The 25,500-nt window shown below is 43.3% G+C and carries 23 protein-coding genes and 1 riboswitch; of the genes, 3 read left to right on the top strand and 20 right to left on the bottom strand.

The annotated features are described in order from the left end of the window. Nucleotides 1–33 precede the first annotated feature (33 nt). The 15 genes from greA to pfkA all read right to left on the bottom strand — a co-directional run bounded on the left by greA (nt 34) and on the right by pfkA (nt 13,702). Nucleotides 34–519, bottom strand: coding sequence for a transcription elongation factor GreA (greA, locus tag BM398_RS13970; RefSeq protein WP_026513575.1), 486 nt, complete (start codon nt 517–519; stop codon nt 34–36). Nucleotides 520–662: 143 nt separating this feature from the next. Further along, nucleotides 663–1,652 carry a tRNA dihydrouridine synthase DusB gene (gene dusB, locus BM398_RS13975; protein ID WP_092338430.1) on the bottom strand — a complete coding sequence of 330 codons (990 nt, stop codon included), beginning with the start codon at nt 1,650–1,652 and terminating at the stop codon, nt 663–665. Then, nucleotides 1,652–2,239 (bottom strand): DUF6145 family protein, encoded by a 588-nt coding sequence (locus BM398_RS13980; RefSeq protein ID WP_242949822.1) that lies wholly within the window; start codon nt 2,237–2,239, stop codon nt 1,652–1,654. The genes dusB and BM398_RS13980 overlap by 1 nt, the downstream gene beginning before the upstream one ends. Before the next feature lie 21 nt (nt 2,240–2,260). Beyond that, entirely contained in the window at nt 2,261–3,034 is a 774-nt protein-coding gene (locus BM398_RS13985) for a type III pantothenate kinase (RefSeq protein WP_026656101.1), read from the bottom strand. Between the two features lie 19 nt (nt 3,035–3,053). Beyond that, on the bottom strand, nt 3,054–3,872 hold the full coding sequence (locus tag BM398_RS13990) for a biotin--[acetyl-CoA-carboxylase] ligase (RefSeq protein WP_092338432.1): 819 nt from the start codon (nt 3,870–3,872) through the stop codon (nt 3,054–3,056). Further along, nucleotides 3,872–4,867, bottom strand: a complete 996-nt coding sequence (argF, locus tag BM398_RS13995) for an ornithine carbamoyltransferase (RefSeq protein ID WP_092338434.1) — start codon at nt 4,865–4,867, stop codon at nt 3,872–3,874. Before argF ends, BM398_RS13990 begins: the two co-directional genes overlap by 1 nt. A gap of 95 nt (nt 4,868–4,962) precedes the next feature. Next, nucleotides 4,963–6,123 (bottom strand): cell wall hydrolase, encoded by a 1,161-nt coding sequence (locus tag BM398_RS14000; RefSeq protein WP_092338436.1) that lies wholly within the window; start codon nt 6,121–6,123, stop codon nt 4,963–4,965. 148 nt (nt 6,124–6,271) lie between these two features. Then, on the bottom strand, nt 6,272–7,066 hold the full coding sequence (gene proC / locus BM398_RS14005; protein WP_092338438.1) for a pyrroline-5-carboxylate reductase: 795 nt from the start codon (nt 7,064–7,066) through the stop codon (nt 6,272–6,274). A 4-nt stretch (nt 7,067–7,070) separates the two neighbouring features. Beyond that, a complete protein-coding gene (locus tag BM398_RS14010) occupies nt 7,071–7,871 on the bottom strand; it encodes a TrmH family RNA methyltransferase (protein ID WP_092338440.1) in 801 nt (266 codons plus the stop codon). 75 nt (nt 7,872–7,946) lie between these two features. Continuing rightward, nucleotides 7,947–9,251: a GHKL domain-containing protein gene (locus BM398_RS14015; RefSeq protein ID WP_092338441.1), complete on the bottom strand. Its 1,305-nt coding sequence runs from the start codon at nt 9,249–9,251 to the stop codon at nt 7,947–7,949. Continuing rightward, nucleotides 9,248–9,964 (bottom strand): LytR/AlgR family response regulator transcription factor, encoded by a 717-nt coding sequence (locus BM398_RS14020; RefSeq protein WP_092338443.1) that lies wholly within the window; start codon nt 9,962–9,964, stop codon nt 9,248–9,250. Before BM398_RS14020 ends, BM398_RS14015 begins: the two co-directional genes overlap by 4 nt. A 332-nt stretch (nt 9,965–10,296) precedes the next feature. After that, nucleotides 10,297–11,112, bottom strand: coding sequence for a 2-amino-4-hydroxy-6-hydroxymethyldihydropteridine diphosphokinase (gene folK / locus BM398_RS14025; RefSeq protein ID WP_092338445.1), 816 nt, complete (start codon nt 11,110–11,112; stop codon nt 10,297–10,299). Between the two features lie 20 nt (nt 11,113–11,132). Continuing rightward, on the bottom strand, nt 11,133–11,963 hold the full coding sequence (gene folP / locus BM398_RS14030) for a dihydropteroate synthase (RefSeq protein WP_092338447.1): 831 nt from the start codon (nt 11,961–11,963) through the stop codon (nt 11,133–11,135). A 21-nt stretch (nt 11,964–11,984) separates the two neighbouring features. Further along, nucleotides 11,985–12,539, bottom strand: a complete 555-nt coding sequence (gene folE / locus BM398_RS14035) for a GTP cyclohydrolase I FolE (protein ID WP_092338449.1) — start codon at nt 12,537–12,539, stop codon at nt 11,985–11,987. Nucleotides 12,540–12,733: 194 nt separating this feature from the next. Further along, nucleotides 12,734–13,702, bottom strand: coding sequence for a 6-phosphofructokinase (gene pfkA, locus BM398_RS14040; RefSeq protein ID WP_092338451.1), 969 nt, complete (start codon nt 13,700–13,702; stop codon nt 12,734–12,736). 191 nt (nt 13,703–13,893) lie between these two features. Between pfkA and BM398_RS14045 the strand changes: the two genes are divergently transcribed. Then, nucleotides 13,894–17,433 (top strand): DNA polymerase III subunit alpha, encoded by a 3,540-nt coding sequence (locus BM398_RS14045; RefSeq protein WP_092338453.1) that lies wholly within the window; start codon nt 13,894–13,896, stop codon nt 17,431–17,433. A gap of 90 nt (nt 17,434–17,523) precedes the next feature. On the opposite strand, the gene BM398_RS14050 is transcribed toward BM398_RS14045, so the two are convergent. The 5 genes from BM398_RS14050 to BM398_RS14070 form a co-directional block, all read right to left on the bottom strand. Next, the gene (locus BM398_RS14050) at nt 17,524–17,874 is read right to left on the bottom strand and encodes a type II toxin-antitoxin system RelE/ParE family toxin (RefSeq protein WP_092338455.1); all 351 of its coding nucleotides are present in this window, start codon (nt 17,872–17,874) and stop codon (nt 17,524–17,526) included. Between the two features lies 1 nt (nt 17,875). Next, nucleotides 17,876–18,130: a type II toxin-antitoxin system prevent-host-death family antitoxin gene (locus BM398_RS14055; RefSeq protein ID WP_092338457.1), complete on the bottom strand. Its 255-nt coding sequence runs from the start codon at nt 18,128–18,130 to the stop codon at nt 17,876–17,878. 207 nt (nt 18,131–18,337) lie between these two features. Further along, a complete protein-coding gene (metK, locus tag BM398_RS14060) occupies nt 18,338–19,528 on the bottom strand; it encodes a methionine adenosyltransferase (protein ID WP_092338459.1) in 1,191 nt (396 codons plus the stop codon). A 90-nt stretch (nt 19,529–19,618) separates the two neighbouring features. Beyond that, nucleotides 19,619–19,734, bottom strand: a riboswitch (SAM riboswitch). Between the two features lie 98 nt (nt 19,735–19,832). Next, a complete protein-coding gene (gene xylB, locus BM398_RS14065; protein ID WP_092338461.1) occupies nt 19,833–21,302 on the bottom strand; it encodes a xylulokinase in 1,470 nt (489 codons plus the stop codon). 345 nt (nt 21,303–21,647) lie between these two features. Further along, nucleotides 21,648–24,365, bottom strand: a complete 2,718-nt coding sequence (locus BM398_RS14070) for a Tex family protein (protein WP_092338463.1) — start codon at nt 24,363–24,365, stop codon at nt 21,648–21,650. A 218-nt stretch (nt 24,366–24,583) separates the two neighbouring features. On the opposite strand from BM398_RS14070, the gene BM398_RS14075 reads away from it, so the two are divergent. After that, a complete protein-coding gene (locus BM398_RS14075) occupies nt 24,584–24,982 on the top strand; it encodes a hypothetical protein (RefSeq protein WP_026656119.1) in 399 nt (132 codons plus the stop codon). Nucleotides 24,983–24,991: 9 nt separating this feature from the next. Continuing rightward, nucleotides 24,992–25,486 (top strand): hypothetical protein, encoded by a 495-nt coding sequence (locus BM398_RS14080; RefSeq protein WP_026656121.1) that lies wholly within the window; start codon nt 24,992–24,994, stop codon nt 25,484–25,486. The last annotated feature ends 14 nt before the right edge of the window (nt 25,487–25,500 follow it).

Here is a 25,500-nt window from a genome sequence, read left to right on the forward strand (position 1 = left end):
GAGTCACGCATACACTCAAACAGGTACAGCTACTCAGTTTTCAAATCTCTCAATTCCAAGTACCTTATACTTGATAACGCCAGCCTGTGTCTCTACTGAAACAGTCTGTCCTTTTTTTGCTCCAAGGAGTGCTTTACCAACAGGTGACTCGTTAGATATTTTACCTTTAAGGCTGTTTGCCTCTGATGAACCTACGATCTTGTACTCAAGATCCTCGTTGAACTCAAGGTCGCGAATCTTTACTTTACATCCGATGCTGATCTTGTTGAGATCTACATCTTCCTCTACAACTACTTCTGCGTTTTTCAAGATTTTCTCGAGCGTCTCAATTCTTGCTTCGATATCACGCTGCTCATCTTTGGCTGCATCATACTCAGCGTTCTCTGAAAGGTCGCCCTGCTCTCTTGCTTCTTTGATCTTCTCTGCAACTTCTTTACGTTTTACAACTTTAAGCTCGTGAAGCTCGTCCTCGTATTTTTTAAGTCCTTCGTAAGTTAAAATATTCTTCTTCTCTTCCATTGTTACGTCTCCTACCCCTTTAAATATTCAGGTCTGGCGCGTTGCGCAAATTTATATCAAAAAAAATTCAAATCAGCATTCTATATTAACTTGGATATTATACAGTCAATTATTTTCTGTGTCAATCATATAAAAATCTACCGTTAATGTAATGCCTCCGAAAGCATTACCGCTTTGCATGCTTTTTTTAATGAATCCATGTCCGTCATTTGGTTAATTTCATTCCTGAATCTTGCGCTTCCGGGCATTCCGAAAGTATACCAGGATACATGTTTTCGCATCTCTCTTATCCCGATATATTCGCCCTTGTATTTAAGCTGAAGATCCGCATGCCTTATGACAGTATCATAAATCTCTTCGGCACTTGGCCTCTCACATGCTTTGCCCGTTTCAAAAAAGCTCTTTATCTCCCTAAAGATAAAAGGATTGCCCTGAGCGGCTCTTGCTACCATAACTCCGTCGCATCCGGTCTCTTCGAACATTCTCTTTGCGCTCTCGCCGTCCGTAACGTCGCCGTTTCCGATAACCGGTATCCTGACCGCTTCCTTGACCTTACTTATAATATCCCAATCCGCATCTCCGGTATAATACTGCTCTCTGGTCCTTCCGTGAACGGCAATGGCCTCCGCTCCGCCTTCCTGCGCCGCAAGTGCACATTCAACGGCATTTATGCTCTTGTCGTTAAAGCCCTTTCTTATCTTGACAGTGACAGGCCTGTCAGAAACTTTCACAAGCGCTGCAACTATCTCTTCGATAAGCTCAGGCTTTTTCATAAGAGCCGATCCTTCTCCGTTACTTACAACCTTTGGAACCGGACATCCCATGTTAATATCAAGGATATCGAAAGGTCTGTCCTTTATCATTCCGAACGCTTCCTGCATCACGGCAGGTTCTGACCCAAAAAGCTGCAAAGACACGGGATGCTCATCTTTATGTATCTCTATGAGCATGTCCGTGTTCTTATTCTTGTAAATTATAGCCTTGGCGCTCACCATCTCCATACATACAAGCCCCGCGCCCATCTCATGGCACAGGATTCTGAACGGAAGGTCCGATACTCCTGCCATAGGCCCCAATATTATGTTATTGTCGAGTATAACGTTGCCAATCTGCAACTTACCATATCCCGGCATCAGTCGTCTTCCCCTAAAAGTTCAGCCGGATCTTCGTGTAACACATAGATCCTGTAATAAAGTCCGAGCGCCTCGAAAAGATCCTGTCTCTTTCTTCTCACTTCACCGACAAGAAGCCCAGCTGTGATCTCATCATAAGTGATATCCTCTTCATCTGCATTTGTCTCTATGCTGATTGATCCATCCTCCTCAAAGAGTATGGTAAATATGCCTCCGGCTTCCTGGGTAAAAAGAACGCTGATAATATTGAGCTCTTTCTTTATACTCTCGGGAATCTGTCTGAAAAGAGGATTGAAGTAGTATTTAAGCTCATATGCATTCGCGCCGCAAAGAACCACTCTTCCATTCGCATTCGCTTCAAAAACTCGTCCCTTATTGGTCTTATCCATCTTGTCTATGTGAAGATCTTCCTTGCCATTATCCTCTCGGAATTCTCTTTTGTATTCCTTCTCAAAATCAGTCTCGCCGCGAACTTCCTTATCATTTTCTTCCGAAAAACTCGGCTTAATCTCAACTTCCTTATATTCTTCAGCAAAGCTTGGCTCTTCACTGAACTTCTTACTAAATTTTTCAAAAAAACCTGCCATCTATACTAAAATCTCCATTTATTATTTTCTTTTGTTCTTATCATAAAGGACCTTAAGTCCCTCAAGTATAAGTATCGGGTCGTATATATCAATCTCTTTGGTCTCATTGGAAATGAGCCTTCCAAGGCCTCCCGTTGCCACAACTTTCATATCGGGCATCTTGGCTTCTTTCTTCATTTCTTTAATAATGTACTTGGTCTGCCCAATCTGTCCGTAAACAAGTCCGGCCTGCATACTTGAGATAGTCTCTTTTGCAAGAATACTCTTGGGCTTTGCAATCTCAATCTCGGGAAGTTTAGCCGTATCCTGCCACAGCGCCTTGGCTGATATCCCAATTCCGGGTGCAACAACTCCGGCAAAAAACTCACCTTCGGCATTTACGGTAACATAGGTCGTCGCCGTTCCAAAGTCGATTATCATAACAGGTCCGCCGTAAAGCTCATACGCTCCGACAGCGCCTGCAATAAGGTCGGGTCCTATTTCCCTCGGATTATCCGTCGCGATCTTGATACCCGTCTTAATGCCTGGGCCTACAATATAAGGTTTCTTACCGATATATTTCTCTATCGCATTTACAAGAGCGTGCATTGTCTTAGGCACTACGCTCGCTATCATTACGCCCTCAATATCATCCGTCGTAACTCCGTTTGAACTCAGAAGCGTCACAAGATTAATTCCAAACTCATCGGAAGTTCTGGGCATCTGTGTTGTCATTCTAAAGGAGCTCACAAGCTCATCCTGTGAAAAAACTCCGAAAGTAATGTTGGTGTTTCCCACATCAATTACCAGAATCATAGTTTCCTCCGTCTTTTTCTCATACATATCCGTAAAGTCCTCGTACCGACACCTCTCCGGCGTTTATATTAACGACATTCCCGTCAGAAAGTCGCACTTTAAGCGCACCGTCATCTCCGATTCCCAAGGCAACCGCCTCGTACTCTCCGCGAGGGTCAAGTATCTTAACCGTTCTGTCTCTGTTTATGAGCCTATCCTCATATTCTTCTTTTAAAAGAGACAGATCATAAGTCTTCTCAAATTTCTCGTAGTTTTCCTCAAATCTCTTCATACATGCAGCGACAACGCTTGCCCTGTCAACTTTAAATCCGGTCTGAGTATAGATAGAACCTGCTATATCTTCGATTTCCTCCGGAAAAGAATTCATGTTGACGTTTATTCCTACTCCGATAACCACGTTGTTTATGGTGTTGTCGTTATTCATATGAAGTTCCGTAAGTATTCCACAGATTTTTTTACCCGCGATGACAACGTCATTGGGCCATTTGATCTGGGGATAATCCGCAAACTCTTCGTTGTCGGCAAAAAGATCCTCAACGCCCTGCGCGATCGAAAGTCCCATAATAAGCGTAAGAACTGATATCTTGTCAGGTGGCGCCGTAGGCCTTACAAGGAGACTCATTGCAATATTGCTTCCGCCGGGAGTCTCCCAGTTTCTTCCTCTTGAGCCTCGTCCGCTCGTCTGAACATCCGCGACAACAAGTGTACCATGAGGTGCATCTTCTTCGCCGAGCATCTTGGCATCGTCATTTGTGGATTCCGTAATTTCCTTAAAAATAAGGTTACGGGCAGCCCACTTAGTACCGAGCTGCCCCCTTATATTTTCTGCATTTAGCATTAGCAATTTCCTTTTATTGTTGCCAGCATCACAGCCTTTATAGTGTGCATGCGGTTCTCAGCCTCATCAAACACTATAGACCTTTCTGACTCAAACACTTCATCCGTAACTTCCATCTCATCAAGACCGAATTTTTCTTTGATCTCCATTCCGATTCCTGTGTTGAGATCGTGGAATGAAGGCAGGCAGTGCATGAATACGCTCTTCTCTCCCGCATTCTTCATGATATCCATATTTACCTGATAAGGACGAAGGTCTTTTATCCTCTCCTCCCAGATACTGTCGGGTTCACCCATTGAAACCCATATGTCTGTATAAACAATATCAGCGCCCTTTGTTCCCTCCATGGGGTCTTCGCTGAAGTTTATAGAAGCGCCTGACTGTGCGGCAATTTCTTTACATGTGTTTACAAGTTCCTCTGAAGGGAAATATTTCTTATTAGATACAACGGTAAAATCAAGACCGAGCTTAGCGCATACGACCATAAGTGAATTACCTGTGTTGTATCTTGCATCACCCATATATGCGAGGTGAAGTCCCTTAAGTTTGCCAAAGTGTTCCTTAATGGTCAACATATCTGCAAGCATCTGTGTGGGATGGAACTCGTTTGTAAGTCCGTTCCATACAGGAACTTTACTGTACTTGGCAAGAGCTTCAACTTTCTCCTGCTCAAAGCCTCTGTACTCGATTCCGTCGTACATACTTGCAAGAACTCGTGCAGTGTCGGCGATACTCTCTTTTTTACCGATCTGAGAGTCTGTGGGATTAAGAAATGTAGATCCCATTCCAAGATCCGAAGCTGCAACTTCAAAAGAGCATCTGGTACGCGTACTTGTCTTCTCGAAGATAAGAGCAATATTCTTTCCCTTAAGTTCATCGTGAAGAATACCCTCTTTTTTCTTTCTCTTGAGCTCAGCAGCGAGGTCGATCAGGTACTCAATCTCCTCAGCAGTGTAATCAAGAAGTTTCAAAAAATCGCGTCCCTTTAAATTCATGTCATGCTCCTCCGTTCAAAATAATTATGCACTATTATTACACTCTGTCTCTATATTGTAAATAAGGGATTGCATTTCTGCAATCCCTCATAATATCACCAAAATACATGCTCACCGATGACAATTCCTTCGCGTCCGTTGACTCTTCTGAAGTGAAGAGCGGATCCGACTGTTGTTTCACCGTTAAGCGCTGCCTGAGCAGCCTGATAATTCATATCATATATTCTATCGCTATCGTAAACCTTAGCAACTGTTCCGTTAAGTGCAGGTGTGAACTGACCTGAAGCGTAGATAACATTGTAAATGCTGTTAGGATATGCACCGCTCTTAACACGGTTCATAACAACCGCTCCGACAGCAACTCGGCCGTCATATGGCTGATTACCGGCTTCACACTGGATAAGTGCTGCAAGAAGTTTAAGTTCGTCAGCACTTGCATCTACAGCGCCTCTGTTCTCTCTAAGTTCAGGTGCCTTAGCTGCCTGTCTGCCCTTCTTGTCGATCTCACGCATCTTGATCGCTGCCATCGACTTACCTTGGTCAATCTTAAAGTCTGTGCTTACATACTCGGCCTGGACAAAACCTTTATGGTCGTTGTAATCAACAGCGATCCATCCGTTGCCCATATCTTCGAGCATGTCCACAAAAGACTTCTCACCAAGCACACCTATAACCTTTGCGTCATCAGAGTCGCTAGATCTTACTTTAAGCGCGCTGCTCTGATTGGTTACGATCTGCTTTCCTACTTCGGATGCAAGCTTTTCCGCATCATCGTCGAACAAAAGATTGTCATCTTTGGCCCAACCGATCACGTCACCGGAACTGATCTTAGTCCATCCGTCTTTTCTTTCTAAAATTTTTCCGCCACAATCCTTGTAAAGAACACCAACCTTGTTGCTATCATCATTTGACACGCTGTCAGGCGATGCCAAAATGTACATAGCCTCTGCTCCTTTAGACATTACAAGCTTGTTTTCTTCACTGCTCGTGCTTGAAGACGATGCGCTCATGGCTTCGGAGGATTTGTTGCTATTCCCAAGTACTCTTGCTTCCGTTGAAGTTTTATCAACACCAAGAGGCGTTACCGGACTGACAATATCGGATATTCCTGCTGAGAGATCCGCACATGGTTTAGCTTTGAGCGAACTTCTCTTAGCCTCTGTTGTTATTCCTTGAGATATAAAAAGCACAATGATCAAAGCCCAGGTAAATAGCAGCTTCGAAACCTCCAAGAATAACTTCATAACTCTATTCATTGCTTTGTTTCCTATAAACTCCTAATAAATATTATTACATTTATGTTTCGACTTGTTAACGTTAGCAAAACACTGTAGTAGAGATATTAGCAAATATATCTTTTTTTGTCAAATTTTATACTTTTTCAAGTCTGCAAATGCAGGTATTTCAAAGGCTTCGGCTCTTTTCAATGCAGGCGGTTACCGCATTCATGACTGTGCCCCTGAATCCGTTTTCTTCAAGAACATGAACTGCATCAATTGTTGTTCCGGCAGGTGAGCATACCATGTCTTTTAATTCACCGGGATGCTTTCCTGTCTCAAGAACCATCTTGGCACTTCCAAGAACCGACTGCGCAGCGAACTCATATGCCTGTTTTCTGGGCATTCCGCCCTCTACGGCAGCATCTGCCATTGCTTCTATGAACATAAATACGTAAGCCGGTGAAGAACCGCTTACTCCTACAACCACATCCATGAGAGACTCAGGAACCGTGTAGGCTTTTCCAAAGCTTCCGAGAAGCTCTTTTACAAAGCTGTAATTATCGTCATCCACAAGATCGTTTCTGCAAACCGCCGAGCATCCCTCAAGTACGAGAGCCGGTGTGTTTGGCATAACTCTTACAATCTTTACCTGCTTCTCAAATTCGTTCTGAAGCCAGCTTATTGTCTTTCCTGCGGCAATGCTTACGATTACCTTGCTGTCATCGACGCTGTCCATGATATCTGCAATAACAACCTTTAAGTACTGAGGCTTAACGGCAAGAATTATGATGTCAGCCTCCTTTGCCACGGCAGCATTTGAGGTGCGTGTCTGAATCCCGTATTTTTCGGAAACTTTAGTGCATGTCTCTTCGGTTGCCGCAGTTCCTATGATCTCATCAGGTCCCATAAGTCCTTTGGCAATAATCCCGCCGATCATCGCCTTTGCCATGTTTCCAAGTCCGATAAATCCAATTGTCATTTCTTCATTTCCTCCTCTGTCTGGATGCTTCAAATGTAAGTATAGCCGCCGAAGTCGCAGCATTCATCGATTCAACCTGCCCTTTCATCGGTATCAGCACATACTCTGATGCCGCATCCGCTGTCTCCTTGGACAATCCGTTTCCTTCATTTCCTATGAGAAAAGCCGTAGGCTTCGTATAATCAAATTTGTCGTAGTTCTTTTTCCCCTTAAGATGCGCAGCATATGTCTTTATCCCTCTATCCGAGAGCTTTTCCACATATGAAGCGATGTTATCCACATACATAAAGGGCATTCTGAATATAGATCCCATGGTTGAGCGAATTACCTTGGGATTATAAACGTCGGCAGAGCCCTTACTCAGTATAACCCCCGTTACACCCGCGCCCTCCGACGATCTAAGCATGGTTCCCAGATTCCCGGGATCCTGAATATTCTCAAGTATGAGTAAAAGAGGTTTCTCATTCCCCATCTCTTTGTAACCTTCGAGTACCTCTTCCTCCGAGTAATGATACATGCTTACTACCGCCAAAACCCCTTGCGGTGTACGCGTATCCGCCATTTTCTTCATAACTTCGGCCGTTACCGTTTCAGCTCCGTATCTCCAAAGAATCTCTTTGTCCTCCTCCGAAGCTTCATCCAGAAACTTCTCTGTCACATACGCCTCTCTTACCTGAAGAACAGGCGCTTCCCTAAGCATCTTCATGCCTTCTATGACAAATACGTTTTCCTCTTTTCTGGCCTTACTTTTTTGTATATAGCTTACAACTTTACGCACACGTTCGTTGTTCACACTCTTGATCATATATACCTCTTTTGGTCACCGATTTCACGCGATAATTTAGCGACGTGTATAAATATTATACCACATTAAAAGAGCTTATATCACGATTGTCACTATATAGCGCGAGTCAGCGATGCGTGCTTCGTAGATTCCATCATGTTTTTTGACAACATCCTTGATATTCTGGATGCCAAAGCCGTGATTTTCCTTATCTTTCTTGGTCGTAAAACGCCCTTCCTTCTCTACAGGAATCTTTTCAAGAAGTGTGTTGTTACTTATAAGAATGCCCGCTTTATCGCCCACGCTCTTGACCTCGACACTCACTTCACGCTTGTCCTCGTCGAGAGCTTTCGATGCCTCGATGGCATTCTGAAGAACGTTGTAAAAAATAGTGCAAAAATCAAAATCCTGAACATCTTCTCTGTTCCTGAGGACACCTTCATACTCAAATTTAATCTTTGATTCTTCCATGTGCTTTGCAAGCTCGTTTATGACCGCATCCACAGCCTTATTTCCCGTATAGCTCTTTATTGCGGAACAAGCAAGCTTGGCATCAATAGACTTAAGATATTCAAGTATCTTTTCATTTTTACTGTCCGTAGCTAGTTCTGTAAGCGCCGTTACATGCGCTTTCATATCATGTCTGAACTTTCTGATCTCGGTATAATCATTTAAAAGCCCCTCAAAATAAGCAGCCTGAGACTTTACAACATACTGATATCTGAGCTCACGTTCATTCATGCTGAGATTCTTTTTTACAATATAGCTCTGCCAGAGCATAACTCCGATAAAAAGAAATAGCACAAGCATCAGCGAAATGCACATTCTAACGTATTCTTCGGAAGAAAGATTTCTTCCGTTACTCATTCTCTCAAGCGGCGGAATAATCAAAACAAGTCCCAAAAAGCACACAAAGATTACTCCCCACTGAGCAGTCCTGAATGAATAATCCAGTCGTTTTCGGATGAGTATATTTACCACTCCGTGATACGCAAAGATTATCAAAATGGCACAAAGCTTTGCATTTATTGACTCCCAGGCTATCTTTTTAAACAAAATATCCTGTCCGAATCCTACGGTCGATGCAAACATTTTGACAAGTTCCGTAAGCGTATCCATTATCATCCATGCAAGAACAACATATAATGCCCCTTTAAGCCGGTTCCCTTTCTGAAGCAAAAAGACAAAAAGCAGCATAAAAACATTCGGAATGACGCAGCAATTATCCGATCCTCCGGTCAGCCAATAGCAGAGTCCGCTTACTATGGAAGCAGTCGTAATCAGCGCAACAACAGCATACTTTCTGCGTGTTATACGTATATCAAATACATATAACAGGCAAAAGTAATATTTAAGCATATCCAATACACAATAAACTACTGCAATCACGCACTCATTCATTTTTTCAGCTCACCCAACAGATAATCATTGTATCCTTTTCTTACTTTTTCTCTATAACTTCTGCCTATCCTTATTGCAGACCCGTCTTTAAAGCATACCGTTTCCCCGGTAATGTTCTTTATATGATTGAGATTTACGATATATGACCTGTGAACTCTCAAAAAGGGCATTCCACCAAGTTTTTTTTCACATTCTTTTAAAGTACAAGTTATTATCTTTTCGTTGTTTCCAAGATATAATATCGCATAATTCGAGTCTGACTTAACATAGACAATATCTGACTTTTTATAAAAAATTGAACCGTTATAATTTGGAAAATCTATAAAAGAATCGTTTTTTTTGCGCTCATACGCCTGATCAAGACATTTACATATCTTTTTTTCATCAACAGGTTTTTGAAGAAATCCCCTCGTTTTGTATCCAAAAGAATCCCAAACCGCTTCGGCATGAGCGGAAACAAAGACAATGCTATGGATGTTCTGCATATCTTCGGCCTTATGCATGACCCTAAGTCCGTCAATGCCCTCCATCTCAACGTCAAGAAAAAGCAAATCGATGTGATTATCGTGCTCATTTATCACTTCTTCGCCCGAATAATAAGAAAAAATCTCGCAGGCGATACCGTTGTCGGTAAAATGCTTTTCGCATATTTCCATGATCTTGCGATGACATTTCGGGTCGTCGTCGCATATACCAACACTTAAATTCACCATATTGCCACCCCCCAATCCACTTGAGAAAGCTATTGATACAATATTAACACATTGTGAAAAGCCTAACAACGGGCATATCTGCAATTTTTGACCACCGGTTTTTATGTCATTTACACAAAAAATATGTCATTTACTAACTTATTCTTTTCTTTTTTTCGATAATATTATACTCTAATCTATGTGAAATTAAAATTTTGGGGAAAGGAAAGAGGTTTACGACGACCACAATGATGTATTTAATGGATATCTGGGACTGGATCACAGGACGTTGATCCTCCCAAAGCAAAACCCATGGAGCGCCTGTAAGAGTAATCTTACAGGCGCTCCATTATTTATGCTTGCACTTCTCTGAGCATCTGCCCAACCGTCTTATGTAATACGGGATGAACAAGCTGTTCATTTATCTCGGCAAGCGGCTTTAATACAAATTGTCTGTTCTGCATATCTATATGCGGAATCGTAAGTCTTTCATTTTTTATTACCAGATGATCGTACATGATTATGTCAAGATCCAGAGTTCTCGGTCCCCAATGGACATCTCTGACTCTTCCGAATTGTCTTTCGACATCATGTACCTTATCAAGAAGTTCATCGGGAGTGTAAAGAGTGCTTATCTCAAGCGCTCCGTTCAAAAAATCCTCCTGATCCTCGTATCCGTAAGGCTTTGTCGTGATAAGCCCGGATTTCTTACCGATTCTTATAAGAGAATCTTTTGAAAGCTCCTCCAGAGCTCCTTCTACGTTTTTTTCTTTGTCACCCATGTTGGAACCAACCGACAGATATGCCGTATGCCAGCCTCTTGAAATATTAACCGACACATAACTAAGCGGCAGACCGATCGGCGCCCATGGCTTCTTTACTTCTATATCAACCTTTTCCAAAAGCGGAAAACTTAACAGTATCTCCTCAGCAAGCTCCTCGCTTACGGTTTCTATTAAGTTGTAGGTATTTCCTTTAACATAATCATATATAAGATGGCAAACTTCATTATAATCTACAGAAAACTCCATTGCATCGCACATTCCGGCTCTTCTCGTATCCAAATACAGATTTGCCGATATGAGAAATTTCTGCCCAAGAGCATTTTCTTCTCTCAAAAGTCCGTGATTTCCAAAAATTTCGAGATCAACAATCTTAATGCAATCCATATTTCCCCCTCCTGTTCGTTTTATCCACAAATACTGTCGGCAACAGCGAGTGCGCGTTTGTTTGCCAATACATCATGCACTCTGAAAATCTTGCCTCCAAATTCTCTTCCAAGCACGTTAAGTGCTATCGTTCCCTCTTTTCTTTGATCCACTTCAAGTCCTGTGATATTGCCCATGAGCGACTTATTCGATATTCCAAGAAGCACGGGATAACCAAGTTTTTTGAGCTGACTAATAAGAGATATACACCACATATTCTCTTCAAAATTCTTGGCAAATCCAACTCCGGGATCGAGGATGATATTCCAGTCGTAAATGCCGTTATCCGTGGCTATTTTAATCCTCTTTTCCATGTCTTCAATTATTTCCCGTTCAAAAGAGAATCTGTCCATGCTTATGATCCTGTCTGCTTTGTTATGCATGATACAGACCGGAATCTCCGCAGCAGCAACGACCTGTGCCATTCGATGCTCAGTATCTTCGTAATAATCAAGCCCCCAAATGTCATTGATCATATCCGCACCGCTTTCTATAACAGCTTCCGCAACTTCCCACTTATAAGTATCAACAGAAACGGGTACATCGAACCGCTCTTTTATAGCTTTTATCACCGGATTAATTCTTGCTATTTCGTCCCAACATGAAATCTTCGTGTAACCGGGACGCGTTGATTCACCTCCTACATCAATTATGTCTGCACCGTCCCTTATCATCTTTTCCGTCTGAAAGAGTGCGCTGTCTACGTCTAAATACTTCCCTCCGTCAGAAAAAGAATCGGGTGTAACGTTCAAAATTCCCATGATAAGTGATCTGTCTGAATCTAGATCGAAAAATTTTTTCCCTATCTTCATCTCTTCTCACCGCCCTTGTTTTTAACTGATTAGTTTAAAAAAAGTTTCTCTTAAATTCTGATCGTTCTCAAAACAGCCCCTTGACGCGATAGTCACGGTCTTACTTCCGCTTTTCTTTATACCGCGCATAGAGACGCACATGTGCTCAGCTTCGACAAGAACCATAACGCCCTTGGTCTTAAGATTTTTTTCAATAGCATCCGCAATCTGGCCGGTCATTTGCTCCTGAATCTGGAGCCTTCTGGCAAATACCTCGACCGTCCTTGCCAGCTTACTGATGCCGACAACTTCATCTACCGGAACATAAGCGATATGCACCTTACCGAAGAATGGCAGAAGATGGTGCTCGCACAATGAATAAAATTGAATGTCTTTCTCAAGGATCATTCCGCTTTCCGCAACAGGAAATGTCTTTGATAGATGCCTCTCGGCGCAGTCTCCGTAACCCGAAAGAATCTCCTCGTACATTCTCGCCACTCTCTCGGGAGTTTCGACAAGCCCCGGTCTTGTGGCATCTTCCCCCATTCCTTCAAGCAAAAGCTTAACTGCCTGCTCAATCTTTTCCTTGTTGATCATCTCTCCACCCACATATATTTTTTATATGTAACCATCAACAAGGCTATTACAATACGCTTTAGCGGTCAATCACTATCGAGTAAACAGCAGATTTTTTTCGTGAGCGAATAGTTTGTTACTTTTTTGCATACAAGAAACCCCTTACCGAATTAACCGGCAAGGGGTAAAGTTTAAATATCTATTATATTTTTTGATCAAAGAATACGAGCAATCTCGTACATGTACTCGTTGATGTTCTTCTTCATAGCAAGAGCTTCATCAATATCATAGTCAACAAACTGACCGTTTCTGTATCCTACTACTCTGTTTGTCTTGCCTGCTGCAAGGATATCTGCTGCGTAGCATCCCATCATAGAAGCATAAACACGGTCCTTACATGTAGGGCTTCCACCTCTCTGCATGTATCCAAGGATAGTTGCTCTTGTCTCAAGGCCTGTAGCAGCCTCGATACGACGAGCCATTGATGTTGAATGTCCGATACCCTCGGCATTTACGATGATGTGATGTGTCTTACCCTTCTTACGATTATCGATGATGTTGTCGATAATACGCTGCTCGTTGTAATCATATTTCTCAGGAAGAAGTATGTCATCCGCACCGTTGGCAATCGAGCACCAAAGAGCGATATATCCGGCATGACGTCCCATAACCTCAACAACGCTGACTCTTTCGTGAGATGATGATGTATCTCTGATCTTATCTATAGCACTCATAGCGGTATTGATAGCTGTATCAAAACCTATTGTGTAATCTGTACATGAAATATCAAGGTCGATTGTTCCCGGGATACCTACAGTGTTGATACCCTGCTGTGAAAGTTTCTGAGCTCCGCGGTATGATCCGTCACCACCGATAACGATAACGCCGTCAATGCCGTGCTTACGGCAGATCTCTGCGCCCTTAGCCTGTCCCTCGGGAGTTGTGAATTCCATACAACGTGCTGTACCAAGGATAGTTCCTCCGCGCTGAATGATATCAGACACGCTTCTTCTGTCCATATCCTCGATCTCTTCATTAAGTAGTCCCATGTAACCCTTTTTGATTCCCTTTACCTTGAGACCGTTCGCAAGTGACTTACGTACAACCGCTCTGATAGCTGCGTTCATACCCGGTGCATCGCCACCACTGGTAAGTACACCGATTGTTTTGATCTGCTTTGCCATAATTATTTCCTCGATTCTATAGATTAAAACCCTTAAAAATGTCAAACGCTCACATTTGACAATTTATTGACATACTCTTTTCATATATTAGAGCAATTTTTTTTAAAATGCAATGATTGACGGAGTGTTTTCATAAAAAATTTCAATTCATATGATATAATTTTTTCATCTGAAAAACAGGGAGTATTTATATGGCTTTTTCGCATCTTCACGTCCATACAGAGTACAGTCTTTTGGACGGTTCCAATAAAATAAAAGAATATGTCAAGCGCCTAAAAGACCTTGGCATGACTTCGGGCGCAATCACCGATCACGGCGTCATGTACGGCGTCATCGATTTCTACAAAGCGTGCAAGGAGGCCGGAATCAATCCCATCCTTGGATGTGAAGTATATGTTGCCCCCGGATCAAGGTTTGAAAAGGAAACAGGCAGTATGGACGAGCGCTATTACCACCTCGTTCTTCTTGCCGAGAACAATACAGGATACGCCAATCTGTCCCACATCGTAAGCCGCGGTTTTACCGAAGGTTACTACTACAAGCCGCGAGTTGATATGGAACTCCTTGAGCAGTATCACGAAGGTCTTATATGCCTCAGTGCCTGTCTTGCCGGTGAGATCCCAAGGAACATCATTAAGGGCACTCCCGCCAAGGCAAAAGAGGCTGCTTTAAGGCTTGATAATATATTCGGACACGGCAACTTTTTCTTGGAGCTTCAGGATCACGGCATTCCCGCTCAGAGAACGGTAAACAGTGCGCTTCTCTCTCTTTCTCAGGAGCTTGATATTCCGCTTGTCACAACAAACGACTGCCACTACACCTACGCAGATGACGCAGAGGCTCACGACCTTCTTCTTTGCATCCAGACGGGCAAAAAAGTTTCCGATGAAGACCGTATGCGCTATGAAGGCGGTCAGTACTATGTAAAGAGCGAAGAGGAAATGAGAGCTCTTTTCCCATATGCGCAGGAAGCTATCGACAACACGGCAAAGATTGCGGAAAGATGCAACGTCGAAATTGAGTTCGGCGTCACAAAGCTCCCTCACTTCGAGGTTCCTGAAGGTTACGATTCATGGACATATCTTAATAAGCTGTGTATTGACGGTCTTAATGAAAGATATCCCGATGATGACGGAACACTCAAGAAAAAGCTCGACTACGAGCTCGGTGTCATCAAGAGAATGGGCTACGTCGATTACTTCCTTATTGTATGGGATTATATAAACTACTGCCGCGAAAACGGTATCGCAGTAGGTCCCGGTAGAGGTTCTGCTGCCGGAAGTATCGTCTCCTATTGTATGCACATAACAAATATCGACCCTATCAAGTACGATCTTCTCTTCGAGCGTTTCCTGAATCCGGAACGTGTATCCATGCCCGATATCGACGTGGATTTCGAGTACGAGCGAAGACAGGACGTTATTGATTACGTTACCGAAAAATACGGCACCGACAAGGTTGTTCAGATTATTACTTTCGGTACGCTTGCCGCAAAGGGCGTTATCAGGGATGTTGCCAGAGTAATGGACCTTCCCTACAGCTACGGAGATCAGATTTCCAAGATGATCCCGAACGAGCTCAATATGACGCTTAACAGGGCTCTTGAGATGAATCCCGAGCTTCGCACAAGATACGAAACTGACGAGACAGTCCACAAACTGATCGACATGTGTAAAAAACTCGAGGGACTTCCGAGACACACTTCAATCCATGCAGCCGGTGTCGTTATCTGTCAGGCTCCCGCCGAAGACCTCGTTCCGCTCTCACGCTCGGCAGAAGGCAACATAACGACTCAGTTCACTATGACAACCATAGAAGAACTGGGACTTCTTAAGATGGACTTTTTGGGACTTCGCACGCTTACAGTTATCAAGGACGCTGTTCGCTTTGCAAACGCGTCTATCGGTGCAAAGAAAGGTGATGCGAATTTCATCGACATAGACAAGATTGATTACAACGATCCCGCTGTTCTTGCTCTCATAGGAAGTGGCAAGTGCGACGGTATATTCCAGCTTGAATCGGGTGGAATGCAGGCTTTCATGAAAGAGCTTAAGCCCAAGTCACTGGAAGACATCATAGCGGGAATCTCATTATACCGACCGGGCCCGATGGACTTCATCCCGAAGTACATCTCAGGTAAGAACGACGCAGGTTCCATCAGCTATCTCACACCCGAGCTTGAACCGATACTTAAGCCAACTTACGGCTGTATCGTTTATCAGGAGCAGGTTATGCAGATAGTTCAGCAGCTCGGTGGTTACACTCTCGGCCGTGCCGACCTTGTCCGTCGTGCCATGAGTAAAAAGAAACAGCATGTAATGGAGGTTGAAAGAGCCAACTTCGTAAACGGAAATCCCGAGGAAAATGTTCCGGGATGTGCTTCAAAAGGCATTTATCCCGAGATAGCCAATGCAATCTACGACTCCATGATGGACTTTGCAAAGTATGCTTTTAACAAGTCACACGCTGCATGCTATGCGGTTGTCGCACTTCAGACGGCATGGCTTAAATGCTACTATCCTGTGGAATTCATGGCTGCCCTTATGACTTCCGTTATAGATAATCCGGGTAAAGTTTCGGGTTACATCATGAGCTGCAGAAACATGAACATTACGCTCCTTCCTCCCGATATCAACGAAGGATTTGAAGGATTCTCAGTTACCGAGATAGATGCAGGCGACGGTGATAACTCTGCTGCCGGCTCTGCCACGATGTCGGCTCACGGCAAGAAGAAGGCAATTCACTACGCTCTTACCGCAATTAAAGGTGTAGGTCATCCGGCTATCGCCGCTATTGTAAAAGAACGTTCAATCCGCGGAAAGTTCAAAGATATAAACGATTTTCTTTCCCGCATGCAGGGCAAGGACACGGATGTAAACAAAAGAGCTATCGAAAACTTTATAAAAGCAGGTGCTTTTGATTGTTTCCCCGGAACAAGGAAGCAGCTGATGACAGTCTACGCCCAGATAATGGACCGTCTGCATAACAACGGGCGAAACTCTATGGCAGGGCAGATGACTCTTTTCGACATCGTAAGCGAAGATGACAAGAAGCAATACGAGATTCCACTTCCCGATGTAGGAGAATTTCCTCGGGAACTCCTTCTCGAATTTGAGAAAGATATCCTTGGAATCTATGTTTCGGGACATCCTCTCGATGACTATGTCGGAATGTGGAAAAAGAGAATTTCAAACACAACAGCTGATTTCTTCCTCGACGATGAAACGGGCGAGCCCGCGGTAAAAGACAATGAGAAAGCCATTATAGGCGGTATCATAAGCGATAAGAAGATCAAATATACAAAGAACGACCAGATCATGGCATTTCTTACTGTAGAAGATCTTGTGGGAAGTGTGGAAGTAATCGTCTTCCCAAAGACATACGAAGCAAATGCCCCAAGGCTTGATGCAGATGCCAAGGTCTTCATCGAAGGACGCGTTTCTGTAGAAGATGAGCGCGACGCTAAGCTCATCGCGCAAAAAGTTACTCTTTTTGATGAAATACCAAGAACTGTGTGGCTCAGATTCGACAACAAGAATGCTTATGAAGAAAAAGATCCGGAACTTAAGCGCATCATCGCAGACTCCGACGGCCGCGATGAAATCGCAATATTCCTGAAGGACACCAAGCAGATTAAGAAACTTGGACGCTCCGCTACGATAAAAGCGGATAAGATGATAATTGAGCGATTGGAGGAACTTGCAGGAAAAGATAATGTGCAGGTAGTGTAAGAAATTAAGGGAATGCCGATTTTCAGCATTCCCTTTTTTACGTCTGTTAATATTGTTTTGTTTTCACTAAAAGTTTGCGCAACCACAAGGCTACTCTCCCCAGTAATCAATAGATTCCTGGGTTCGTCCGGAGATACCAAACAACTTATACATAAAGTCTTCTTTCTCTCCAATCATTTCAGCTACAATAATGGTACTACCTTCTTTGTAATAAAACAGATAATTATGGTTAATAAACAAAGCTCTGTAATCTGTGTCGACTTCGTACTTTGCTGCAAGATCAACACCAAGTTCCGGATTATCCTGTAACTCTCGCGCTCTGGCTGTTATCTTTTTTATTGCTGACTTTGCAAAATCTTCACCATACTGTTCTGAAAGATATTTTTTAAGTATCTTCATCTTTCTTCGGACAATCTGTGAGTATTCCAACTTGTACTTCATGTTATAATCCGAGCTCCTTCTCAAGATCGTCTGCAGAAATGGTTCCTTCTTCCCTCACAGATACCTTTGCTTCCGCTAATTTTGTCATCAATTGTAAGAGTGCTTTTTGCTTATCAAGCTCATCAAGCTCTGCCATATCAACCAAAGCACATGTACCATGACCATTCTTGGTAAAATATACTCTGTTACCATAAGAAACTTCATTGACTATACTTGTGTAATTCTTTAATGCTGAAACAGGTTTTATACTCGGCATAAGTTCACCTTCTTTCCTTGCTATATGAATAGCGTACCACGTCAATATCATTCCATCAATAATATTCCCATAAATTTAACCCTAAATTTATACCATATTATTTTCCATAACTCTTCCCTTAAAAACAAAAGAAGTCGAGACAGCTGTCGCAAAAAACAACTGCTGTCTCAACCCCTTTATTTGAAAAATATTAAATTCTCTTCTTAATTACTGTACTGCTGCCTTGAGCTCGTCAACCTTGTTTGTCTGCTCCCAAGGAAGGTTGAGGTCGTTGCGGCCAAAGTGACCGTATGCTGCAGTCTGCTTGTAGATAGGACGACGAAGGTCGAGCATCTTGATGATTCCTGCAGGACGAAGATCGAATACCTTACGAACTGCCTCTGTAAGCTTCTCATCTGAAACCTTACCTGTTCCGAATGTATCTACAAGAATTGATGTAGGCTGAGCTACACCGATAGCATATGAAAGCTGGATCTCAGCTCTGTCTGCAAGGCCTGCTGCAACAATGTTCTTTGCAACATATCTTGCTGCGTAAGCTGCTGAACGGTCAACCTTTGTGCAGTCTTTTCCTGAGAATGCTCCGCCGCCATGACGAGCTGCTCCGCCGTATGTGTCAACGATGATCTTACGTCCTGTAAGTCCTGCATCACCCTGAGGTCCGCCGATTACGAAACGACCTGTAGGATTGATGTAGATCTTTGTGTTGGCATCAACCATCTTAGGATCTACGATTGCATCGATAACCTGCTTTCTGATATCTTCGTGAATCTGCTCCTGTGTAACCTTCTCATCATGCTGAGTTGAGATTACGATAGCTTCGAGACGGATAGGCTTTCCGTTCTCATCATACTCTACAGAAACCTGGCTCTTTCCGTCTGCTCTAAGATAAGGAAGAGTTCCGTTCTTTCTTACTTCTGTAAGCTTCTTTGTAAGCTTGTGAGCAAGGCTTACAGCATAAGGCATGTACTCTTCTGTCTCGTTTGTAGCATATCCGAACATCATACCCTGATCTCCGGCACCGATTGCTTCGATCTGCTCATCTGTCATCTGGTTCTCTCTAGCTTCAAGAGCCTTATCAACACCCATAGCAATGTCTGCTGACTGCTGATCGAGAGCTACGAATACAGCACATGTATTTCCGTCGAAGCCCTTAGCTGAGTCATCATAACCGATCTCTTTGATTGTCTCTCTTGCGATCTTAGCATAATCAACGTTAGCCTTTGTTGTGATCTCACCTGTGATAAGTACGAAACCTGTGCAAGTAGCTGTCTCGCAAGCAACACGGCTCATAGGATCCTCTGCCATGCAAGCATCAAGGATTGCGTCTGAGATGTTATCGCAGATTTTATCGGGATGTCCCTCTGTTACTGATTCTGATGTGAAAATAAATTTGTCCATTCTGTTTCCTTTCCTGCGCCTATCGCGCTATAAAAATAAAACCGCTTGTTTTGCGTGCACAAACAAGCGGAACTGATTGATTTTCAGATCCTCTTATTGCTCGTAATCCATTATTGGAATTGCACGCTCAGGTTGGCACCTTCCTCACTGCGAGGGGTTGCCGTGGCTTCACAGGTCCTATGTACCTCCACCACTCTGAATAAGAGAACTTCGTATAAAATTATAAAAGCGAGCCATTTCTGACTCGCTTTTGATATTACATTAATAAATCGATAAAAGCAATAGAATATTATAATAATTATTATTAAATAATCTTATCGAATGTATCAGCAAGTGCAGGATAAATATTCTTGAACTGCTGGTATCTTGCTTCGTACTTAGCTACGAGCTCAGGATCGGGCTTCTCTGTCTTGTCTACCTTAACGATTGCTGCTGCAGCATCTTCTACACTCTTGTATGCTCCGCATGCAACCATAGCAAGCATAGCACCGCCCATTCCGGGGCCTTCTTCACATGAAGGAACATCAACTTCTACGTTGAGGATGTTAGCAATCATTCTTCTCCAAAGAGGGCTCTTAGCACCACCGCCGCAGATCATTGTTCTCTTGGGAGCTACGCCGATGCTCTTAGCAACTTCGTACATATCTCTTGTTGCGAATGCAACACCTTCAAGAACAGCCTGTGTCATATCCTCTCTGGTTGTATCCATTGTGATACCTGTGAAAGTAGCACGTGCGTTAGGATTGTTCCAAGGAGATCTCTCACCCATAAGATAAGGAAGGAAGAATACATGGTTCTCGCCAAGCTTGTCGATTCCCTTCTGCTCATCTGCATAATCCTTAGTCTTGAGGATTTCATCCATCCACCACTTGTTGCAGCTTGCTGCGCTGAGCATGCATCCCATGAGATGGAAGTGTCCGTCGGCATGATCAAATGAATGAAGTGCGTTGTTGCTGTCTACAGCAAAGCTGTCTGATGACATAAAGATTGTTCCGCTGGTTCCAAGTGAAATGTTGCACTTGTTGTTTCCAACTGTTCCTGTTCCTACAGCTGCTGCCGCATTGTCGCCTGCACCTGCAGCGATAACAACACCGTCTTTAAGTCCGAGTTCTGCTGCAAGATCATGCTTTAACTCGCCAACTTTTTCAAAACTGTCAAAGAGCTTGGGAAGCATATTTTCTGTGATTCCGCAGATATCACACATCTCTTTTGACCATTTACGATTCTTAACGTCCAAAAGAAGCATTCCTGAAGCATCAGAATAATCTGTGCAGAATGTTCCTGATAACTTATATGCAAGATAATCCTTAGGAAGCATTATCTTCTTGATCTTCTTGAAGTTCTCAGGCTCGTTCTCTTTTACCCAAAGAATCTTGGGTGCTGTAAATCCTGCAAATGCAATGTTTGCAGTGTACTTAGAAAGAGTTTCTTTTCCGATCTCGTTGTTGAGATAATCAACCTGTTTCTGAGTTCTTCCGTCGTTCCAAAGAATTGCGGGACGAATAACTTCATCGTTCTCATCAAGAATTACAAGTCCGTGCATCTGTCCGCCAAAGCTGATACCTGCAACTTCTGACTTATCAACATCCTTAAGAAGATCCTTAAGTCCTGCAATTGCCTCGTTATACCAGTCAGAAGGATTCTGCTCTGACCAGCCGGGCTGAGGGAAGTAAAGCTTGTATTCCCTTGATGTTGTTCCGTGAATCTTACCTGTCTCATCCATAAGCACGAGCTTAACCGATGACGTTCCCAAATCTACTCCAATATAAAGCATATGTAACCTCCTAAATAAATATATAAGCGTCCATAGCAGGCGCCGACATATTGTTTACACTTATATATGCCATTGTAAAACAGATACTTATTTTACGGCATTATACATATCCATTATACCTATTAATCACTTTCTTATCACGCCATTTTTTGCTGTTATCTCATTAAATATTGTTATACGATTCCTCCTTCTAAATCTGTAAAACATCCATTTTGCCTGCGTAGTGATCACAGTAGTACTCATCGCATTATTTATCTACGGTATCAAGTCAAAGAAGCAGCCTACACCCGTTTGGGAAGATTAACGCAAAAAAATCCCGACCTGAATCGGTCGGGATTTAACTAATTAATCGTTTGCATTACCTTTAAAGATAACAATTCCTTTTTTCTTGAACTTCTTAACGGGAGCTGCTCCGGCATCGGATGTCGCGCTTGTTGTAGCCTTTTTTGCAACTGTAGTCATTGTGCCGCTTGCACTCTTAGTAGCGTTTGTCGAAGTCTCTGCCTTTTTAACAGTTGTCCTCTTAACTACAGACTTTCTTGCAGGAGCTGCCGCTTTAGCAGCTTTTTTAGCTTCTTCATCTCTTGCCTTTCTTTCAGCAGCTTTTGCCGCTTCCTGTGCGGGTCTCTTTGCTGCATTTTCCGCAGCCTCTGCCGCAACCTGAGCGGGATCGCGAAGCTTCATTGAAAGAGAGATTCTCTTCTTATCAACTTCAACATCAAGAACCTGTACGTCTACAATGTCTCCTACGCTCACAGCTTCAAGCGGATGCTTGATGAACCTGTCTGTAATATGCGATATATGAACAAGTCCGTCCTGATGAACTCCGATATCAACAAAGCAGCCAAAGTCAATTACGTTACGAACAGTTCCCTTAAGAACCATTCCGGGCTTAAGGTCGTTCATATCAAGAACGTCGCTTCTGAGAATAGGTGCTGGCATGCTCTCACGAGGATCTCTTGAAGGCTTCTCAAGCTCGCTGAGAATGTCTGTAAGAGTGATCTCTCCGACTCCAAGTTCCTCTGACAGCTTCTTTTTCTCACTTTCTGTGATCTTATGTGAAAGAGAACCTGCTGCACTTCCGGCAACTGATGCTGTTTTGTTTCCGGCTTCGCTTTCCGCTTTTGCAGAAGCGTTTCCGCCCTTAGCATTTTCTTCAACAACTGCAAGATTGCTTCCTGCAAGTGCAGCCGCAAGAGCTGCTCCCATAGCTGTATTTGTATTTCTGATAACAACCTGCTTGGGCTTTTTCTTTGGCGCAGGTTTATTCTCGGAACGAGCGGCAGGCTTTTCAAGAACAGCCTTTGCTGCATTCTTCTGAGCCGCGCGAACATCGTCAAATGTTATTCCAAGCTTATCCATAAGCTTAAGTGTTGCATCATATGACTCGGGATGCACGCTTGTAGCATCAAGAGGATTCTCTCCGTCAGCTATTCTTAAGAATCCGGCACACTGCTCATATGCCTTGGGTCCAAGCTTCGGAACTTTAAGAAGCTCTGCCCTACTCTTGAATTTACCGTTCTCTTCTCTGTAATCTACGATATTCTTGGCAATTGCCTTTGAAATACCTGAAATATACTGAAGAAGAGGTGCCGATGCAGTATTAAGATCTACACCTACTTTATTAACACAGTCCTCGACAACACCTTCAAGTGTCTCGCCGAGTTTCTTCTGATTCATATCATGCTGATACTGACCTACACCGATTGACTTGGGATCGATCTTAACCAATTCTGCAAGTGGATCCTGAAGTCGTCTTGCTATGGATGCCGCGCTTCTCTGACCAACATCGAATTGTGGAAACTCCTCTGTTGCAAGTTTACTTGCAGAATAAACAGAAGCTCCGGCTTCATTTACGATTACGTACTGAACCGGTCTATCAAGTTCTTTTATAAGTTCAACAATGACCTGCTCGGATTCTCTTGAAGCCGTTCCGTTACCTACAGAAATCAGGTCTACGTTGTATTTATCTATAAGTTTCTTAAGGTCTGCCTTAGCTTCCTCAACTTTATTCTGAGGTGCTGTGGGATAAATAACCTTTGTATCAAGCACTTTTCCGGTAGCATCGACTATTGCAAGCTTACATCCTGTTCTGAACGCAGGATCCCAACCAAGGACAGTTTTCCCAACGATGGGAGGTGCCATAAGAAGCTGTGTCAGATTCTTGCCAAATACAGAAATAGCGCCATCTTCGGCATTCTCTGTAAGCTCGTTTCTTATATCTCTTTCAATAGCAGGTGCTATCAATCTCTCATATGCATCTCGTGTGATCTCTTCAATGACCGGAGTAGTCACCGGGTTATCTTTTGTAATGATCTTGGTATTAAGGTATCTTAAGATATCCTCTTCGGGAGCCTGTATCTTAACTACAAGGAACTTCTCGGCCTCACCTCTGTTAAGAGCAAGAACTCTGTGTCCGAGAACTTTTTTCACAGGTTCATCGTAGTTGTAATACATCTCATAAACGCTCTGAGCCTTCTCGTCTTTGGCTCTTCCGACAAGGATACCGTTCTCCATTGTCGCTTCTCTTATATACGTACGATAGTCGGCGTTATCGGAAATATCCTCGGCGATAATATCCATTGCTCCGCTGATGGCTTCGTTCTCGTCATTTACACCTTTCTCGGCGTCAACGAAAGCTTTGGCCGCTTCTTCCAGTGAGCCTGTAATTTCCTGCGCAAGAATGATCTCGGATAATCCTTCAAGCCCTTTCTCTCTGGCAATGCTTGCCCTTGTCTTTCTCTTTGGACGATAAGGAAGGTAAAGGTCCTCAATCGCAACCATAGTCTCGGCTGCAACAATCTTAGCCCTAAGCTCATCGGTCATCTTGCCCTGCTCTTCGATAGAAGCAAGAACCTGCTCTCTTCTCTCCTCAAGTCCTCTTAAATACTTAAGTCTCTCATCAAGGTTACGAAGCTGTTCGTCATTTAATGAGCCTGTTACTTCCTTTCTGTAACGTGAGATAAAGGGAATGGTGTTTCCTTCATCAATAAGCTTAATAGCGGCTTCCACCTGCCACTTCTCTACATTAAGCTCCTCTTTTATCTTTACTACTATATCCATACCTACCTCGCAGTATATATATGCTTTGTGCCCCGAAATTATGATAAAAAGAATAATTTTTGATTATTTTTTCATAAACCGCGCACTCCCATATTATACCAAGCCTTGCGGACGTATTTCAAGAGTCCGTAAAATGTCGAAGCATTGTAAAATACGGGGTTTTATACTAAAATTTAAGTAATTAACCAAAAATTTCAAAAGGAGTCATTCTTATATAAATGGCAGAAAACGACGACGAGAAATACTACTACAACAATTATAACTACAACAAAGCACATAACGAGCTGGACAGCCACGTGGCACTTGCTACTTTTGCCAGGATCCTGGGAATGTTTTCAATCCCGCTTTGCCTTATCTTTTACACAGGCATTATTCTTGGCGGTGTAGCGGTCGTTCTGGCTCTTTTGTCAAAGGGAACCATGAAGACATTCCTTCCGCAGGCAAAAAAAGCGCTTGTACTCGGAACTGTCGGCGTAGTTCTCGGATATACCATGATGGTTACCAGCATACATACGGTACTTACCAATCCCGAACAGCGCCAGCAACTTAACACAATGTCTGAGCAGATGTACGGAACAAGTTTTGATGATATGTTAAATGAAATAAAATCGAGGTAATTTGAAGTTATGAGTATTATCGGTGCGATAGGCAGCGGATATGCACCATACAGATCTGCCGCCATCGGCACAAGTGCTGTAGCCGGAAACAAACCAATATTGAATCCCAATGCCTCCACCGAGAAGGCACCGGGCAGAGTATCATCTCCCGCAGAGTGCGAAACCTGCAAGAACCGCAAATACCAGGATGGTTCCGATGAGATGGTTTCTTTTAAGAGCGCTCAGCACATAAGTCCGCAGTCCGCTCCTGCAAGAGTGCGCGGTCATGAGGCTGAACATGTTAGTAATGCCTACAAAGAAGCCGCCATGAATAACGGCAAAGTTCTTCAGGCTTCAGTTTCTATAAAGACTGCCGTTTGCCCGGAATGTGGCCGAACCTATGTCTGCGGAGGAGAAACAACCACCAAAATCCGCTACGGAAACGAAGACAATCCGTATGAAAAAGAGAGAAAAGCAATGCACCGCCAGGGACTTGTCGGCGCAAATATAGACCTTACGGGGTAAGTTGGGAGCAATAT

This window comes from Butyrivibrio sp. M55 (assembly GCF_900116865.1).
Taxonomy (GTDB): Bacteria; Bacillota; Clostridia; order Lachnospirales; family Lachnospiraceae; genus Butyrivibrio.

Excerpts from the sequence above, each read along its gene's own strand:
- greA (WP_026513575.1), bottom strand. The coding sequence starts at position 519 with ATGGAAGAGAAGAAGAATATTTTAACTTACGAAGGACTTAAAAAATAC.
- dusB (WP_092338430.1), bottom strand. The coding sequence starts at position 1,652 with ATGCCGGGATATGGTAAGTTGCAGATTGGCAACGTTATACTCGACAAT.
- BM398_RS13980 (WP_242949822.1), bottom strand. The coding sequence starts at position 2,239 with ATGGCAGGTTTTTTTGAAAAATTTAGTAAGAAGTTCAGTGAAGAGCCA.
- BM398_RS13985 (WP_026656101.1), bottom strand. The coding sequence starts at position 3,034 with ATGATTCTGGTAATTGATGTGGGAAACACCAACATTACTTTCGGAGTT.
- BM398_RS13990 (WP_092338432.1), bottom strand. The coding sequence starts at position 3,872 with ATGCTAAATGCAGAAAATATAAGGGGGCAGCTCGGTACTAAGTGGGCT.
- argF (WP_092338434.1), bottom strand. The coding sequence starts at position 4,867 with ATGAATTTAAAGGGACGCGATTTTTTGAAACTTCTTGATTACACTGCT.
- BM398_RS14000 (WP_092338436.1), bottom strand. The coding sequence starts at position 6,123 with ATGAATAGAGTTATGAAGTTATTCTTGGAGGTTTCGAAGCTGCTATTT.
- proC (WP_092338438.1), bottom strand. The coding sequence starts at position 7,066 with ATGACAATTGGATTTATCGGACTTGGAAACATGGCAAAGGCGATGATC.
- BM398_RS14010 (WP_092338440.1), bottom strand. The coding sequence starts at position 7,871 with ATGATCAAGAGTGTGAACAACGAACGTGTGCGTAAAGTTGTAAGCTAT.
- BM398_RS14015 (WP_092338441.1), bottom strand. The coding sequence starts at position 9,251 with ATGAATGAGTGCGTGATTGCAGTAGTTTATTGTGTATTGGATATGCTT.
- BM398_RS14020 (WP_092338443.1), bottom strand. The coding sequence starts at position 9,964 with ATGGTGAATTTAAGTGTTGGTATATGCGACGACGACCCGAAATGTCAT.
- folK (WP_092338445.1), bottom strand. The coding sequence starts at position 11,112 with ATGGATTGCATTAAGATTGTTGATCTCGAAATTTTTGGAAATCACGGA.
- folP (WP_092338447.1), bottom strand. The coding sequence starts at position 11,963 with ATGAAGATAGGGAAAAAATTTTTCGATCTAGATTCAGACAGATCACTT.
- folE (WP_092338449.1), bottom strand. The coding sequence starts at position 12,539 with ATGATCAACAAGGAAAAGATTGAGCAGGCAGTTAAGCTTTTGCTTGAA.
- pfkA (WP_092338451.1), bottom strand. The coding sequence starts at position 13,702 with ATGGCAAAGCAGATCAAAACAATCGGTGTACTTACCAGTGGTGGCGAT.
- BM398_RS14045 (WP_092338453.1), top strand. The coding sequence starts at position 13,894 with ATGGCTTTTTCGCATCTTCACGTCCATACAGAGTACAGTCTTTTGGAC.
- BM398_RS14050 (WP_092338455.1), bottom strand. The coding sequence starts at position 17,874 with ATGAAGTACAAGTTGGAATACTCACAGATTGTCCGAAGAAAGATGAAG.
- BM398_RS14055 (WP_092338457.1), bottom strand. The coding sequence starts at position 18,130 with ATGCCGAGTATAAAACCTGTTTCAGCATTAAAGAATTACACAAGTATA.
- metK (WP_092338459.1), bottom strand. The coding sequence starts at position 19,528 with ATGGACAAATTTATTTTCACATCAGAATCAGTAACAGAGGGACATCCC.
- xylB (WP_092338461.1), bottom strand. The coding sequence starts at position 21,302 with ATGCTTTATATTGGAGTAGATTTGGGAACGTCATCGGTTAAGCTCGTG.
- BM398_RS14070 (WP_092338463.1), bottom strand. The coding sequence starts at position 24,365 with ATGGATATAGTAGTAAAGATAAAAGAGGAGCTTAATGTAGAGAAGTGG.
- BM398_RS14075 (WP_026656119.1), top strand. The coding sequence starts at position 24,584 with ATGGCAGAAAACGACGACGAGAAATACTACTACAACAATTATAACTAC.
- BM398_RS14080 (WP_026656121.1), top strand. The coding sequence starts at position 24,992 with ATGAGTATTATCGGTGCGATAGGCAGCGGATATGCACCATACAGATCT.